At 72.2% G+C, this 15,444-nt stretch carries 11 protein-coding genes; 7 read left to right on the forward strand and 4 right to left on the reverse strand.

The features are described from left to right. Window positions 1-52: 52 nt before the first annotated feature. The gene (locus ACFXKG_RS01090; RefSeq protein ID WP_384830301.1) at window positions 53-2,677 is read right to left on the reverse strand and encodes a bifunctional FO biosynthesis protein CofGH; all 2,625 of its coding nucleotides are present in this window, start codon (window positions 2,675-2,677) and stop codon (window positions 53-55) included. A gap of 267 nt (window positions 2,678-2,944) precedes the next feature. Between ACFXKG_RS01090 and ACFXKG_RS01095 the strand changes: the two genes are divergently transcribed. The 5 genes from ACFXKG_RS01095 (at window position 2,945) to ACFXKG_RS01115 (ending at window position 7,240) form a co-directional block, all read left to right on the forward strand. Continuing rightward, window positions 2,945-3,352, forward strand: a complete 408-nt coding sequence (locus tag ACFXKG_RS01095; protein WP_382886722.1) for a YciI family protein — start codon at window positions 2,945-2,947, stop codon at window positions 3,350-3,352. An 8-nt stretch (window positions 3,353-3,360) separates the two neighbouring features. Next, window positions 3,361-4,539 carry an RNA polymerase sigma factor gene (locus ACFXKG_RS01100; protein ID WP_384831705.1) on the forward strand — a complete coding sequence of 393 codons (1,179 nt, stop codon included), beginning with the start codon at window positions 3,361-3,363 and terminating at the stop codon, window positions 4,537-4,539. Between the two features lie 180 nt (window positions 4,540-4,719). Further along, on the forward strand, window positions 4,720-5,472 hold the full coding sequence (locus ACFXKG_RS01105; RefSeq protein ID WP_384830304.1) for a tRNA-dependent cyclodipeptide synthase: 753 nt from the start codon (window positions 4,720-4,722) through the stop codon (window positions 5,470-5,472). A gap of 2 nt (window positions 5,473-5,474) precedes the next feature. Beyond that, window positions 5,475-6,719 carry a cytochrome P450 gene (locus ACFXKG_RS01110; RefSeq protein WP_384830307.1) on the forward strand — a complete coding sequence of 415 codons (1,245 nt, stop codon included), beginning with the start codon at window positions 5,475-5,477 and terminating at the stop codon, window positions 6,717-6,719. A gap of 269 nt (window positions 6,720-6,988) precedes the next feature. Continuing rightward, the gene (locus ACFXKG_RS01115) at window positions 6,989-7,240 is read left to right on the forward strand and encodes a DUF397 domain-containing protein (RefSeq protein ID WP_384830311.1); all 252 of its coding nucleotides are present in this window, start codon (window positions 6,989-6,991) and stop codon (window positions 7,238-7,240) included. Window positions 7,241-7,308: 68 nt separating this feature from the next. Here the strand turns inward: ACFXKG_RS01115 and ACFXKG_RS01120 are convergent, their stop codons facing one another. Then, window positions 7,309-10,209 carry an ADP-ribosyltransferase gene (locus tag ACFXKG_RS01120; RefSeq protein ID WP_384830314.1) on the reverse strand — a complete coding sequence of 967 codons (2,901 nt, stop codon included), beginning with the start codon at window positions 10,207-10,209 and terminating at the stop codon, window positions 7,309-7,311. A gap of 208 nt (window positions 10,210-10,417) precedes the next feature. Here ACFXKG_RS01120 and ACFXKG_RS01125 point away from each other — a divergent pair, with 208 nt between their 5' ends. Continuing rightward, entirely contained in the window at window positions 10,418-10,993 is a 576-nt protein-coding gene (locus ACFXKG_RS01125; RefSeq protein WP_384830316.1) for a helix-turn-helix domain-containing protein, read from the forward strand. 48 nt (window positions 10,994-11,041) lie between these two features. On the opposite strand, the gene ACFXKG_RS01130 is transcribed toward ACFXKG_RS01125, so the two are convergent. Continuing rightward, window positions 11,042-11,401 (reverse strand): Dabb family protein, encoded by a 360-nt coding sequence (locus ACFXKG_RS01130; RefSeq protein WP_384830319.1) that lies wholly within the window; start codon window positions 11,399-11,401, stop codon window positions 11,042-11,044. Window positions 11,402-11,853: 452 nt separating this feature from the next. On the opposite strand from ACFXKG_RS01130, the gene ACFXKG_RS01135 reads away from it, so the two are divergent. Next, window positions 11,854-13,404, forward strand: a complete 1,551-nt coding sequence (locus ACFXKG_RS01135) for a CehA/McbA family metallohydrolase (protein ID WP_384830322.1) — start codon at window positions 11,854-11,856, stop codon at window positions 13,402-13,404. A gap of 52 nt (window positions 13,405-13,456) precedes the next feature. Here the strand turns inward: ACFXKG_RS01135 and ACFXKG_RS01140 are convergent, their stop codons facing one another. After that, window positions 13,457-15,127, reverse strand: coding sequence for a serine/threonine-protein kinase (locus tag ACFXKG_RS01140; protein WP_384830325.1), 1,671 nt, complete (start codon window positions 15,125-15,127; stop codon window positions 13,457-13,459). Window positions 15,128-15,444 lie beyond the last annotated feature (317 nt).

Genomic DNA, 15,444 nt, shown 5'->3' on the forward strand with positions numbered 1-15,444 from the left:
CCCCCGATCGCGCGCTCCCGCGCCTTCCCGCTCGCCGCTCCTGCTCTCCTTCTCAGTCTGCCAGCAGAGGCAGCAACTCCGGCAGGTGTCCGTCCGACGCGGCCGCCGCTTCGACCCGCTCCGCCGGGACCTCCCCGTACAGCGTCGTCCGCGGCTTCGCCGGACGGCCCGCCGCCTCCGCGATGGCTACCAGGTCCCGCACGGAGCGGTACGAGCCGTAACTGGAGCCCGCCATACGGGAGATGGTCTCCTCCATCAGGGTGCCGCCCAGGTCGTTGGCGCCGGAGCGCAGCATCTCCGCCGCGCCCTCCGTGCCGAGTTTCACCCAACTGGTCTGGATGTTGGGGATGTACGGGTGCAGCAGCAGCCGCGCCATCGCGATCACGGCCCGGTTGTCCCGGTCGGTGGGCCCGGGGCGGGCGATGCCGGCCAGGTAGACCGGGGCGTTGGTGTGGATGAAGGGCAGCGTCACGAACTCGGTGAAGCCGCCGGTCTCCCGCTGTATGCGGGCGAGCGTACGGAAGTGGCCCAGCCAGTGGCGGGGCTGGTCGACATGGCCGTACATCATCGTGGAGCTGGAGCGGATGCCCAGTTCGTGGGCGGTCGTGACGACGTCGATCCAGGTGGCCGTGGGCAGCTTGCCCTTGGTGAGGACCCAGCGGACCTCGTCGTCGAGGATCTCCGCCGCCGTGCCGGGGATCGAGTCGAGTCCGGCCTCCTTGGCAGCCGTCAGCCACTCCCGGATCGAAAGTCCCGTCCGGGAGGCGCCGTTGACGACCTCCATCGGGGAGAAGGCGTGGACGTGCATGCCGGGGACGCGCTCCTTCACCGCGCGCGCGATGTCGAAGTAGGCGGTGCCGGGCAGGTCGGGGTGGATTCCGCCCTGCATGCAGACCTCGGTGGCGCCGACCTCCCACGCCTGCTGCGCGCGGTCCGCGACCTGGTCGAGGGAGAGGGTGTACGCGTCGGCGTCCGTACGGCGCTGGGCGAAGGCGCAGAAGCGGCAGCCGGTGTAGCAGACGTTGGTGAAGTTGATGTTGCGGGTGACGATGTACGTGACGTCGTCGCCGACGGTGTCGCGGCGCAGCTCGTCCGCGATCCGGGTGAGCGCGTCGAGGGCCGGCCCGTCGGCGTGGAGCAGGGCGAGGGCCTGGTCGTCGGTGAGCCGCGTCGGGTCGTCGGCGGCCTGCGCGAGGGCGGTCCGTACGTCGGTGTCGATACGGGAGGGCACCATGCCGGGGGCGGCGGCCTCGCGCAGCGCCTCCCAGTCCCCGTACACCTCGTCGAAGTCGTCGCGCCGGTCGGCGGTGCGGCCCTCGGTGTCGATGGTGCGGTGCAGATCGGTGCGGCCGGTGGCGGTGAAGCCCTCGTCCGGTTCCTGCCAGGGCAGCCCGGCCGGGGTGACGTCCTCGCGGGCGAGCCCGGTCTCCGGGTCGGCGAGGGCCCGTACGTGCGGCAGCAGCCGGGGGTCGAGCCAGGGCTCGCCGCGCCGGATGAACTCCGGGTAGATGGTGAGGCGTTCGCGCAGCTCGAAGCCGGACTCGGCGGTCCGCGCGGCCAGTTCGTCGATGTGCGGCCAGGGGCGCTCGGGGTTGACATGATCGGGGGTGAGCGGCGAGACCCCGCCCCAGTCGTCGATGCCCGCGCCGATCATCAGGGCGTACTCGCCCGCGGCGGAGCCGCTGATGGACGCCGTGACCAGGTTCGGCGGTGCCTGGACGCGGGCGGCGGGGCCGAGGATGTGCCGGGCGACGGCGATGGTCGCGGCCAGCTCCTCCAGCTCCGCGTCGGGCATGCCGCGCATGGCGGTGTCGGGCTTGGCGCGGAAGTTCTGGATGATGACTTCCTGGAGGCCCTGGTAGGCCCGCTGGATCCGGCGCAGCTCGAAGAGGGCGTCGGCGCGCTCCTCGTACGACTCGCCGATGCCGATCAGCACACCGGTCGTGAACGGCACGTTGGAGCGGCCGGCGTCCTCCAGGACCCGCAGCCGGACGGCGGGCTCCTTGTCGGGCGAGCCGTGGTGCGGGCCGCCGGGCTCGGACCACAGCCGGGTGGCGGTGGTCTCCAGCATCATGCCCATGCTCGGCGCGACGGGCTTGAGCCGCTGGAGGTCGGTCCAGGACAGCACCCCGGGGTTGAGGTGGGGCAGCAGCCCGGTCTCCTCCAGGACGCGGATCGCCATGGCGCGTACGTAGGCGAGGGTGTCGTCGTACCCCTCCGCCTCCAGCCACTCCCGCGCCTCGGGCCACCGGTCCTCGGGCCGGTCGCCGAGGGTGAACAGGGCTTCCTTGCACCCCATGGCGGCGCCCTCGCGGGCGATCGACAGGACCTCGTCGGGCGAGAGGAACATGCCGTGCCCGGCGCGGCGGAGCTTGCCGGGCACGGTGACGAAGGTGCAGTAGTGGCACTTGTCGCGGCAGAGGCGGGTGAGCGGGATGAAGACCTTCCGGGAGTACGTGATGATCCCGGCCCGCCCGACGGCCGCCAGCCCGGCGTCCCGCACCCGCGCGGCGGACCCGGCCAGCTCGGTGAGATCCGCCCCGCGCGCCTGGAGCAGCACGGTGGCCTCGGCGACATCGAGCGCGACACCGTCCCGGGCCCGTTTGAGGGCGCGGCGCATGCCGTTGGCGGTCGGCTGTCCGGTCCCGGGGCCCTGCGGTGCGCTGCTGGTTGTCATAGGTCCGAGGATACGAGCGCGCGGCTGGATCTTGGATGTGTGGCATGTGGTGGCATATGTCTCTCGGCGAGACGGAATGCTAGGCCTCCGTGGAGGAAGACTCGGCCTCCGCCGCAGAGAGCTCGGTCTCCGCCGCGGAGGGCTCGGCCAGGAGAACCAAAAAGAGAACCGAAAAAGATGGGCCGGGGATGTCGAGAACCCGTGGCCCGCTCCGTCCCAGGGGTGAACGCGGCCACAATGGGCCGCACCAGCACCGAGGAGAACACCATGGCCAAGTACCTGCTGCTCAAGCACTACCGCGGCGCCCCGGCCCCGGCCAACGACGTGCCCATGGACCGGTGGACGCCGGAGGAGATCACGGCCCACGTGCGGTACATGCAGGACTTCGCGGCACGGTTGGAGGGGACCGGCGAGTTCGTCGACGGTCAGGCGCTCGCCCCCGAGGGGACGTGGGTGCGGTACGACGGCGAGGGCCGCCCGCCGGTCACCGACGGCCCGTTCGCCGAGACCAAGGACCTCATCGCCGGCTGGATGGTGATCGACGTCGACAGTTACGAGCGCGCCGTCGAACTGGCCGGGGAACTGTCGGCCGCCCCCGGCGCGGGCGGGGAGCCGATCCACGAGTGGCTCGAACTGCGCCCGTTCCTGACCGAGCCGCCCACCGTCACGGAGTGACCTCCCCGGTGAACGAGGTCCTGCTCCGGAGCCTCACCCCGAGCGTGCTCGGGATCCTCGTCCGCCGCGGAGCCGACTTCGCGGCGGCCGAGGACGCCGTACAGGACGCGCTGGTCGAGGCGGTCCGCGTCTGGCCGGCCGCCCCGCCGCGGGACCCGAAGGGGTGGCTGGTCACCGTGGCCTGGCGCCGGTTCCTCGACGCGACCCGGGCGGACACCGCCCGCCGCCGGCGTGAGGACCTCGTCGACGAGGAACCGGAGCCGGGGCCCGCGTCCGCGGTGGACGACACGCTCCAGCTCTACTTCCTGTGCGCCCACCCGTCGCTGACCCAGGCGTCCGCGGTCGCCCTCACGCTGCGCGCCGTGGGCGGGCTCACCACCCGTCAGATCGCCCGGGCCTACCTGGTGCCCGAGGCGACCATGGCGCAGCGCATCAGCCGGGCCAAGCGCACCGTCTCCGGGATACGGTTCGACCGGCCCGGCGACGTCTCCACCGTGCTGCGGGTCCTCTACCTCGTCTTCAACGAGGGCTACTCCGGCGATGTGGACCTCGCCGCCGAGGCCATCCGGCTCACCCGGCAGCTCGCCGCCGTCATCGACCATCCCGAGGTGGCGGGGCTGCTCGCCCTCATGCTGCTCCACCACGCCCGGCGCGCCGCCAGGACCGCGCCCGACGGGAGCCTGGTGCCGCTGGCCGAGCAGGACCGGGGCCGGTGGGACACGGGGGCGATCGCCGAGGGCATCGGGATCCTGCAGGCGGCTCTCGCCCGGGACCGGCTGGGCGAGTTCCAGGCCCAGGCCGCCATCGCGGCCCTCCACGCCGACGCGCCCACCGCCGGGGAGACCGACTGGGTGCAGATCGTCGAGTGGTACGACGAACTCGTCCGCCTGACCGACAGCCCGGTCGTCCGGCTCAACCGCGCGGTCGCCGTCGGCGAGGCCGACGGACCGCGCGCGGGCCTGGCGGCGCTCGCGGCACTGGACGACGCCGCCTCCCCGGGCTCCCCTGGCAGCGGGCACCCCCTGCCCCGCCGCACCGCCGTGGCGGCGTACCTCCACGAGCGCGACGGGGACCTGGAGACGGCGGCGCGGCTGTACGCCGACGCCGCCCACCAGGCCACCAACCTCGCCGAACGCGACCATCTGACCCGCCAGGCCGCCCGGCTCAACGCCCGCCGGAAGCGCTGACAGGCCGGACCGTAAGGCCGCCACGCCATCCAAAATTGACGAGTACACGCCACGTCTCGCACGTTTGACCAGCGGTGGCCACTCATTCGAATGGAGTCTCCCGGCGGAAGCTGTCGCGCGCTCACGGCGCCGAACACACTGCCACGTGTCCGCACTTTTCCTGACGTACGGGAGAAACCCATGCACGAGATCGCCGGACGAAGGATCCCGCCTGAATTCACCATCGAGCCGTACACCGACCACTGCCGGCAGATCTGCGAACGGGGCGAGCACGCCCTGATCGGAGTCAGCCCGGGGAACGGGTACTTCAACGAACAGCGGCTCACCGCCCTGCTGCGGTGGGCCAGTTCGGTGTTCGACGAGGTGGATCCCATCATCCCGGACGCGTCGCTCACCCACACGTACCGCGCGCTGGGCTGGGACCCCGAGCGCGTACGGACGAGCACGCAGCGCGAGACCCGGCGGCTGCGGCGGCGGATCGCGCGGGCCTGGGTGGCCGCCGAGGTGCCCGCCTGCCGGCACCGGGTGCGCGTGCTCTCGGAGTTCACCGAGCACCCCACGTACCGCTCGCTGCTCCGCCGCATCGAGCAGGTGGTCGCGGAGAAGCCCCACGTACGGAACGTGTTCCGCCAGGCGAGCGGACTCGCCCTCGCCTCGCACCTGAAGGGCGTCGAGCCCAGCGACCGGCAACTGGAGGTCGGCATGGGTTATCTGATCGCGGAGCTGCCCGTGTGCGCGGACACGCCGGCCATCCTCGGCGTGCCCTCCTCCGTGCACATCTACCACCACGTGATCCCCACCATGCCGCTGATGTTCGAGGAGCTGTTCGCCTCGCCCGGCCAGGCGTTCGCGGTGGTCCGGCCCGCCGACGCGGCCCCTCCGCCCGCCCCGGCGCCGGGCGTCACGCTCCCGCGACCCCGCACGGGAGGCTGACCATGAGTACGGAACTGCCGCCCCTCGACTTCCCGTTCGGGGACTGGAGCGACGCGATCTCCCCGGTGTACGCCCTGCTGCGGGACACCCCGCAACCCGCCACCCGGGTCAGGACGGTCACCGGCGATCACGCCTGGCTCGTCACCCGGTACGACGTGGCCCGCGCCCTCCTCGGCGATCCCCGGCTGAGCCTCTCCGCCGCCCTGCGACCGGGCGCCCCGCGCCAGGAGCCCATCCCCCCGCGCGCCGAGGGCACCCGGGGCGACATCATGGCCACCCTCCGCGAGACCGGGCTGCGCTCGGTGATGAGCGACGCGCTCGGCCCGCGCGCGGTACGCCGCTACCACGCCTGGACCCGGCGCCACGCCACGGCGCTGATCGACGGCCTCGTCCGGACGGGACCGCCCGCCGACCTGTACACGGGGCTGGCGGTCCCGCTGCCCTACCTGGTGGCCTGCCAGGTCCTCCTCGGCGAGCTGGACGAGGACGAGAAGCGCCTGCTCAACGAGGCCTGCGACACCGTCCTGACCTGGGGCGGCCCCGGCACGGAGGCGATGACGGCGGCGATCGCCCGCATGTACGACTTCTTCCTGCGGCGGCTCCCCGGCCTGGTCGCCACCCCGGGTGACCATCTGCTCAGACGACTCGCCGAGGCCGAGATCCCGGCCGGGCGCGACGGAGCGGGCGGCAGGCTGAGCGATTCCGAACTCGCCCAGGTCGCCAACGTGTTCCTCATCGCGGGATACCGGACCTCCGCCAGTTTCCTCGCCAACGCCCTCGTGACCCTCGCCCGTTGCCCCGACATCGTCACGGCCATCCGGGTCGACCCCGGGCTGGTCCCGGCCACGGTGGAGGAACTGCTGCGCAGAACACCGATGGCCACCGGCGGCGCCAAGCGGCTCGCCACCCGTGACGTGGAGATCGAGGGCCTGACCATCAAGGCCGGGGAGTGCGTGCTGTTCTCCCTCGAATCCGCCAACCACGACCCCGTGGCCTTCCCGGACCCCGAGCGCTTCGACCCCGGCCGCTTCTCCACCGACCGGCAGCACTGCCCGCACCTCGGCTTCGGCTACGGCAAGCACCACTGCCCGGGCAACCGGCTGGCCCGGATGCAGATCGCCGCCGTACTGGAAGCCCTGGCCACCCCCGGCACCCCCACCCTGCGCCTCGCCGAGCCGGACACGCAGGTGCCATGGCGACCCGATGTCGCCTTCCGCATCCCGGAGGCCATCCCCGTGACCTGGTGACTTGGGTCACCAGGTCACCCAGGTCACCCAGGTCACCCAGATCACTCAGGTGACGCAGGTGACGCAGGTGGCCAGGGCGACGGCCTCCGATCGGCCGTCGTGCGTACGCTGCTGGAGCGGCGCTCAAGGCGGGGCTGGTCCCGGCGTCGCCGTGACGTCCGATCACGCGATACAGCTCACCGGGACCGCCGATCCCGCACAATCCATACTGACCACCGACCCGGCCACCTGAGCCGGTTTCCTCCGCTCACTCAAGGAGTCCGATCACCATGGCTGACGTACCCGCCGGTCTCGAATGGGTCCGCGCCACCGCCGAGGGCGACGACGGCCCCGGGCCGTGGATCGAGGTGGCCGCCGGGGCCGGGGATCTCATTCATCTCCGGGAGACCAGCGACCCCGACAACATCGTCACCACGACGCAGGTGAAGTGGGACGCGTTCGTGAAGGGCGTCATGGCCGGGGAGTTCGACCACTTCGCGGAGCTGGGCGAGAAGGACGGCCCGGCCGGCTCCCCCGCCTGAACGACGGGCGCCGCCCGCCCCGTGCGGACGCGACCGGCTCGGCCGGCCCGTCCGCGCGGGGTCCGCCGTCAACCCGTCTGGGTCACCTTGATGACCTTGACTTCCTTGCCGTTGATGATGCGCGTCTCCTGGCTCGTCATCGTGAACTTCCCGTCGCGCGGGATGAGGACCTCCGACTCCTTGCCCCGGTAGCGGGACAGCGGGTCGATGTTGCGGCCGTTGCTCGTCTCGATTTCGAGCAGCACGTTCTCGCCCCCGACGCCCCCTCCGTTGGCCCGGCCCAGGGCGGACTCCGCCTTGGCGAGGTCCGTCGACGTACTCAGGTACTCGGGGAAGTTGACCTCGCCACCGCCGGTCAGCTGCTGGAGGACGCTGTCCGGCATGAACGTGCCCCGGTAGACGGTGAGATCGGGGACCGGCGGAAGGTGGCTCAGCGCCTCGTCCATCAACTGCACCTTGGCATCAGGGTTCTTGAACGATCCGCGCGCGCTCCCGGTCCGCAGGTAGTTGTTGAGGTCGGCGGCCCAACTGCCGGTGTAGTCGGCGATGACGAGCGCGTCCTGGGCCGTGAAGTTCTCGGTCAGAGGATTCTTCTTGGCGATTTCCTCGACCGCCTGCGACCACTCCTTGCGCCCGGCCGCTCCCGGCTTGTAGTCGGGGATGCCGTCCAGGGCGTGCAGGGGGTCCTGCATCGGACGGTTGTCCTTGTCGCTCCCGGCCTCGTCGAGCTGATCGCTGGTCTTGTCCTGCTCCTTGTCGGTGTCCGTGGTGTCTTTGTTGCACTCATTGCCGAAGGCCGCCTTGGCGGCATCTTCGGCCTCTTGGTACGTGTCGTAACCGGGGACCGCGGAACTGCCCATTTGCTTGGCGGCGGCAGCCGCCTGCTCCAACATCGACTTGGTCGCCTGCGTGTCGAGGCCGGGCTTGGCACCGGTCGCCAGGATGAGATGACCGGTCGATCCCGCGTTCATCACGGTGGGGAAGCCGGCAGCCTTGGGGGCGTTGTCGCAGTCGTTCTTGGGCTTCTCCTCGGGCTCGTCGTCAGGATCGTCGTCAGGCTCCTCCAAAGACTTGGAGGGGTCGGGCGAGGGCCCTCCGGACGAGGAGCCACCGCTGCTTGTTCCGCCGCTGGCGCCACCGGTCGCACCGCCACTGGCCCCGCCGGAGCTGGAACCGCCGCTCGCGCCACCGCTGGCTCCGCCGCTCGCCCCGCCGGAACTGGAACCGCCGCTCGCGCCACCGCTGGCGCCACCGCTCGCCCCGCCGGAACTAGAACCACCGCTCGCGCCACCGCTGGCGCCACCGCTGGCTCCACCGGAGCTGGAACCACCGCTCGCGCCACCGCTGGCCCCGCCGCTCGCACCACCACTCGCACCGCCGGAACTGGAACCACCGCTCGCGCCACCGCTGGCCCCGCCGCTCGCGCCACCACTGGCCCCGCCGCTCGCACCGCCCGAGCTGGAACCACCGCTCGCGCCACCACTCGCACCGCCCGAGCTCGAACCACCGCTGGTTCCACCGCTCGCTCCGCCACTGGCTCCGCCGGTCGCGCCGCCCGAATCGGAGCCGCCGGAGTTCGATCCTCCGTTGGCGCCGCCGCTCGCGCCGCCGCTCGCGCCCCCGCTGGCGCCGCCGCTGTCGGAGCCGCCGTTCGCACCACCGGAGTTCGTCCCTCCGCTGTTCCCCCCGGACGTACCGCCGACCGCACCGCCGACGGCGCCCCCGCTGTCGTCGTCACCGCCGGTGCTGCCGCCGTTGTTCCCGCCGCTGTCGCCACCCGTCGAGCCGCCGGACGACGGGCCGCCGCTGTTCGTGCCTCCGACCGCGCCCCCCGTGGAGCCGCCCGACCCCGAGCCGCCTGAGCCGCTGCCTCCCGAACCTGTCCCCCCGGAGCTGGCACCCCCGGAGTCGCCCCCGGAATCACCGCCGTTCGCGCCACCATTGGCGCCCCCGCTCGCACCGCCGGAGCCGGTGGCGCCCCCGTTGTCGCCACCTCCATTACTCGTACCGCCGGAACTCCCGCCGTTGGTACCGCCGTTCGCGCCGCCGTTGGCACCCCCGGAGTCGCCCCCGGAATCGCCGCCATTCGCACCGCCATTCGCGCCCCCGCTCGCGCCGCCGGAGCCCGAGGCACCCCCGTTGTCTCCGCCACCGTTGGCCGTACCGCCGGTGGTCTTCCCACCGTTGTCCTCGCCGCCGGTCGAGCCGCCCGTGGCACCGCCGCTGGCGCCCCCGGTGGTTCCGCCCGTCGAACCACCCGACGTACCGCCCGACGTACCGCCGCCGGTGCCGCCCGACGTGCCGCCCGACCCTTCGCACGACTCGCCGACGAGGCTGCAGACCGCCTCCTGGAGTCCGCCGGTCAAGCGGCTGGAGATGCCTCCGGTGACCATCGCCAGGATGATCATGGAGACGACCACGATCATCCCCAGGTACTCCACGGCCGTCTGGGCCCGGTCGCCCCGCCGGAAGAGCACGCGCGTGAACGAGAACCGGGAGAACAGCTCCCGGAGGCTCTTCGCGGGGAGCGGCACCCCCAGCCAGGTACGGCTTCCGGGCCGGGTCAGGAAGGCCAGGATCGCCAGCGGCAGCACCAGTTGGGTGAGGCCCCGTACCGAGCCACTCGCGATGTTGAACAGGCCGCCGCAGACCAGCCACACCTGTACGGCGACCAGGCCGCCCCAGACGCGGTTGGCACCCTCGCGGAGACGCCAGGTGAGCACCCAGGCCAGCACCCCAGGAGCCGCCGCGTACAGGGCGAGGAAGAAGAGCGTCGGGGTCATCAGCCCCGTGGACACCGCCTCGCCGACCAGCCCCAGCCCGCCCACGGCCGTGAGCCCGAAGAGCACGTGCAGCAGAACGCGCGCGGCGCGGAGAGGCGGTGGAAGATCGCGCTTCCCCTGATCGCGGGTGAACCGCGCGAGGATTCCGGCGTGCGACTGGAGACCGAGCCCGGACAAGTGACTCACCCAACTTTTATGTAAGTGAATTGACTTGCACTCACACACACGGTCGCGCCAGGACTGACAGCCCGTCAGTTCACTTGAGCCGTCGCACTGTTCGCTCCCCCCGCTTGCGAGTCCCCCGGAGCACGACGAAGGCTATGTCCGGACCGGGCCCAGCGACAGGGCCCGTGGGCCCACGCCTGGGCCTAAACGCCAGCACTAAACTCGCGGCATGGGACGATGGGAGCCTGGAGCCGGTGACCGGCTACGTGAAGCCGCACTGGCGCTGTATATCGAACATGGCTTCGACCAGACCATGGTGGCGGACATCGCCGACCGGGCCGGCGTGACCGCCCGCACCTTCTTCCGCCACTTCGCCGACAAACGCGAGGTCCTCTTCGACCGGTCGTCCGAACTGGAGGAGAAGGCGCTGGCCGCACTGGAGGCGGCGCCCGCCACGGCGTCGACGCTGGAGGCCGTCGCGGCCGCGCTGTTCGCCGCGGCCGACGTGATCGGAGGTGACCGTGAGCTCGCGCGGAAGCGGCACGCGGTGATCATGGCCAACGCCGATCTCCGGGAACGTGAACTGATCAAGCTCGCGGGCATGTCGGCCACGCTCGCCGACGGGCTCCGACGGCGGGGCGTCGACGGCACCGAGGCCGACCTGGCCACCGAGGCCGGCTCCGCGGTGTACCGGGTCGCCTTCCAGCGATGGGTCGACGCCACCGACACCGCCGACGGCCTCGACCTGCACGAGGCCATTCGTCAGTCGTTCGCCCAACTGCGCGCCCTGACCGCGTCCGGCTGACCCTCCCCGGTCCACCGGGCGCTCGAAGAGGTCCGGGCAGCCGCGCTGCTAGCTCACCGGCGCGAGGGTGCTTTCGTACCAGCGCCGTTGCAGGTCGGCGATCTTCTCGCCCATCAGCGGGTCGTCGTCATCGACGGTGTCGGACCACTCGTAATCCTCCACCAGCGCCATACCGATCCGGTCGGCGCGGGCGTGCGCTGGATGCGTCAGATACTCCCAGTAGCCGTCGAGGTCCTCGATGACGAACACCCCGCCGCAGTCGAAGCCGCCTCCGAATTCGCGGCCGACGACGAACGACTTCACCGCCGGGATGTTCCGGCCCTGGTCGCGCATGGTCTCCAGAGCCTCGTCGATCTGCTCCCGCGTCACGCCCACCTTGGCCTTCAGCCGGACACTGTGGTAAATCATCGTGCTCCCTGGATGAATTCGGCCGGATCGTCACCCACCGACCGGCCCCCGGTGGGAATCCCGGCCGATGACCGTCACGGCATCGCCGGCGCCGGCCGGGCCATGGGCTGTTGCCAACGCCAGGCCTCCGGGCCGACAGCGAAGGCACTTTCGCCTTCGAGGTCATGAGCCGACTATGGACTGGTCCAGTACCTCGTCATATCGGCATCGGATGCCTATTCGACGACACCTGGTACTCCAGGTACTCCGGTCCGGGTTCGCGGTCTCGCGACGGACCCGGCCGTTCCGCCCGGCACGTCCCCGGCGGGCCATCCGCCCGGTGTCTGCACGCAATCCGCCACCCGCCGGGCCTTGTGCCCCGGTTCACCCCGGGCTACGAGAGTGACGGAACACCGCACCGTTTCCGTCAGCCCTTTCGCACCTCCGCCCCTCTCGCCTCTGGAGCAGCCGGTATGAGTACGAGCCAGCCCATCGGACGACGCGGACTCCTGGTGACGGGAGCCGCCACCGCGCTTACGTTGAGTACCGTGAGCTTCGCGAACGCCGCTTCCGCCGACTCCCCCGACCCCGGCCCCGCCTCCGCAGGCCCGGCCGCCGACGGCAGACAGGCCAGGACCGTCCGCGGCACCCTGCCGCCCGGCTCCCCCGACTTCGTGTACCTCCCCGTCGAAGTACCGCGTGGCGTCAACGAGATCCATGTCGCCTACTCGTACGAGCGACCCGCCGTCCCGGCCGGCACCCAGGGCAACGCCCTCGACATCGGCCTCTTCGACGAGCGCGGCACGGAGCTGGGCGGCAAGGGCTTCCGCGGCTGGTCCGGCGGCGCCCGCACCGAGTTCTTCGTACGTGCCGACACGGCCACCCCGGGCTACATCCCCGGCCCGGTCCGCGCGGGCGTCTGGCACATCGCGCTCGGCCCGTACACCGTCGCGCCGGAGGGGCTGCCGTACGAGGTCACCATCACGCTCACCTTCGGCGCCCCCGGCACCACCCCGCCCCCCGTGCACCCGCCGCGGCGGGCCAAGGGGCGCGGCCGGGCCTGGTACCGCGGTGACTGCCACCTCCACTCCGTGCACTCCGACGGCCGGCGCACCCCCGCCGAGATCGCCGCGCTCGCCCGCGCGGCGGGGCTCGACTTCATCAACACCAGCGAGCACAACACGTACTCCGGGCACCGCGCCTGGGAGGGCCTGTGGGGTGACGACCTGCTGATCCTCACCGGTGAGGAGGTCACCACCCGTAACGGCCACGTCCTCGCGCTCGGTACGGACCCGGGCACCTTCATCGACTGGCGCTACCGCGCCCGCGAGAACCGCTTCGGCCGCTTCGCCCGCGAGATCGGCCGCGCGGGCGGCCTCGTCGTGCCCGCGCATCCGCACGGCACCTGCATCGGCTGCAACTGGAAGTTCGGCTTCGCGGACGCCGACGCGGTGGAGGTCTGGAACGGCGCGTACACGCCGGACGACGAGATCTCCCTCGCCGAGTGGGACAACCTCCTGGTGGCGTCGGTCCGTTCGGGCGGTACGGGGCGGCAGTGGACCCCCGCGATGGGGAACAGCGACGCGCACCGCGACCCCGACCCGGTCGGCACCCCGCAGACCGTCGTCCTCGCCGACGACCTCACCCGCGAGGCCATCCTCGCCGGGATCCGGGCGGGCCGCAGTTACGTCGCCGAGTCCGCGGCGGTCTCACTGGTCTTCGGCGCGGCGGGCGGCCGGGGGCGCCACGCGGGCATCGGCGAACGGCTGGGCGTCGCCCCGGACGCCCCGGTGACCGTACGCCTGGAGGTGACCGGCGCCCCGGGGTGCACCGTGTACTTCGTCACGGACCAGGGGCCGCTGTACAGCTCCGCGCTCCCCGAGTCGGGCTCGGGCACGGTGGAGTGGCGTACGACCGCCGCGTACGCCGCCTACGTACGCGCGGAGGTGCGGCACGCCCCGAAGGTGACCGGGCTGCCGGGGGCGCTGGCGGCGTTCACGAACCCGGTGTTCCTCGGGGAGTGACGGGAGTGAGGGGAGAGCGGGCCCGGCCACGGGGCCGGGCCCGTCCGGTGGCTCAGAGCCCCTCGGCGCGCAGTCGCCGGCGGCGGGAGATGACCGTGGGCACCACGTAGATCAGGGCGAGGACGCCGAGGCCGAGCAGCGCGCCGAGCAGGCCGGCCATCGGGCCCATCAGTTCCTGATAGGGCGACACCCTCCCCCGCTTCAGCAGGATGTCCTGCGTGTCGTAGGTGCTGAGATCCCAGCACCCCTGGACCACGACGTACGCCAGGAGCAGCCAGTAGCGGTGGTTCCAGCGGTGCCACACACGGTGCTCCGTGCGGCCCTTGGTGACGGTGAGCCAGCCGGCCAGCACGAGCAGCCCCGGCAGGAGCATGGCCGTGAGCCCGCCCAGGAAGCTGAACTGCGCGAAAAGGAGCAGGAACGAGCCGAGGCTGAGCGGCGCCAGCCAGAGCAGCCCCAGTGCCGGGCGCCCGATCAGCCCGCCGTACGCCCAGCCGAGGGCGCCGGTCGCGGGCTGCGGGGGCGGTGTCCGGGCGGGCGCCTGGGCGTGCGCCTGGGCGGCGTGGGCGTGAGCCTGGGGATGCGCCTGCGCCTGGGGGTAGCCGTACCCGGGTCCGTACATGGGCGGCGTCGGCGCGCCGTACAGCGGCTGTCCGTACGGGCCCACCGGGTGCGGCGCGTTGTGCGGCGCGTTCGGCGGTGGTGAGTACGGCGCGCTGTGCGGCGGCGGGCCGTACGACGGCGGGGGCGGGGAGTGCGGGCCCCCGGTCCGCGCGTGGTGGAACGCGTCCCGCACGGTCCCGGGATGCCCGTGTCCCCCGTCGCCCCCGTCGTCCCGCGACTCCAGGTTGAGCAGCCGCTCCGACGTGCCGGCGATCGCCGAGGCGATCGGGGCGGGCAGCCAGGTGTCGGTCGTCCGGTCCATCGCCGCGGCCCGGCTGTGGACCTCCGCCGCGCTCGGCCTGCGCTCGGGCTCCGGGTCGAGGCACTGCAGGATCAGCAGCCTCAACTGCTCGTCCACGCCGCCGAGATCGACCTCCTGGCTGGCCCGGCGCGAGACCTGCCCGGTCGCCGCGAAGGCGAGCGTCAGGCCGTAGCTGTAGATGTCGGTGGCGGGGGTGACCCGCTCCCCGTAAGCCTGTTCGGGCGACATGAACGCGGGCGTGCCGATCCGGGCGCCGGAGATGGTGAGCGCGCTCTCCAGCGCGGCGTGCACGATCCCGAAGTCGATGAGGCGCGGCCCGGCGCTGGACAGCAGCACGTTGGACGGCTTGAGGTCACGGTGGATCAGGCTCTCGGCATGGACATGCCGAAGGGTCTTCGCGAGATCGGCCGCGAACCTCCACAACGTCTCCTCGGGCAGCGGCCCGAACCGGTCCACGGCCTCCTGTACCGACGGTCCCGGCACGTAGTCGGAGGCGTACCAGGGGTGGCGTTCGTCCACGCCCGCGGCCACCACCGGGACGGTGCCCGTGCCGTGCGCACCGGCGGCCCCCGCCACGCCGGCGACCCGCTGGACCACGTCCACCTCCCGCCGGAAGCGGTCCCGGAACCCGGGCGTCGCGGCCATGTCGGCGTGGATGAACTTGACCGCCACGGCCCGGCCACCAGGGCTGCGGGCCAGGTAGACGCGTCCCATACCGCCCTCACCGAGGCGGCCCAGTATCCGGAACTCCCCCACCCGGCGCGGATCCTGGGCGTCCAGCGGTTCCAATGACTCCACTCCCTGTTCCCTCGGCGTCGTGTGACCGCGCGTCGCTCGCCGGGCATCCCGCACCCGGTCCGTGATTCTCACACGACAGTTTCGTACGGGCGGGAGGAGGGGGAAGTGAAAGGGAGACCAAGGGGGAGGCGGCGGGCCACTCCGCCCCCTCGTTCACCCCGTAGCCCTTCGGCCACTTGCGGTCCTGATCCTGTCGAGGGCTTGTGCAGAGCCTTGCTCACTGCTGACGGACAGCCTCCGGCAAGGCAGACTGTCCGGGGCGATACCGGTGAGTGGCGGGCAGGGGGAGCTATGGGCCTCGACGGCGGGCCGCGCGT

Source organism: Streptomyces sp. NPDC059255, assembly GCF_042752355.1.
Lineage (GTDB): Bacteria > Actinomycetota > Actinomycetes > Streptomycetales > Streptomycetaceae > Streptomyces.

What these genes read in the sequence shown, in the direction of transcription:
- ACFXKG_RS01135 (WP_384830322.1), top strand. Translation starts at nt 11,854, where the DNA reads ATGAGTACGAGCCAGCCCATCGGACGACGCGGACTCCTGGTGACGGGA.
- ACFXKG_RS01115 (WP_384830311.1), top strand. Translation starts at nt 6,989, where the DNA reads ATGGCTGACGTACCCGCCGGTCTCGAATGGGTCCGCGCCACCGCCGAG.
- ACFXKG_RS01125 (WP_384830316.1), top strand. Translation starts at nt 10,418, where the DNA reads ATGGGACGATGGGAGCCTGGAGCCGGTGACCGGCTACGTGAAGCCGCA.
- ACFXKG_RS01105 (WP_384830304.1), top strand. Translation starts at nt 4,720, where the DNA reads ATGCACGAGATCGCCGGACGAAGGATCCCGCCTGAATTCACCATCGAG.
- ACFXKG_RS01110 (WP_384830307.1), top strand. Translation starts at nt 5,475, where the DNA reads ATGAGTACGGAACTGCCGCCCCTCGACTTCCCGTTCGGGGACTGGAGC.
- ACFXKG_RS01130 (WP_384830319.1), bottom strand. Translation starts at nt 11,401, where the DNA reads ATGATTTACCACAGTGTCCGGCTGAAGGCCAAGGTGGGCGTGACGCGG.
- ACFXKG_RS01095 (WP_382886722.1), top strand. Translation starts at nt 2,945, where the DNA reads ATGGCCAAGTACCTGCTGCTCAAGCACTACCGCGGCGCCCCGGCCCCG.
- ACFXKG_RS01090 (WP_384830301.1), bottom strand. Translation starts at nt 2,677, where the DNA reads ATGACAACCAGCAGCGCACCGCAGGGCCCCGGGACCGGACAGCCGACC.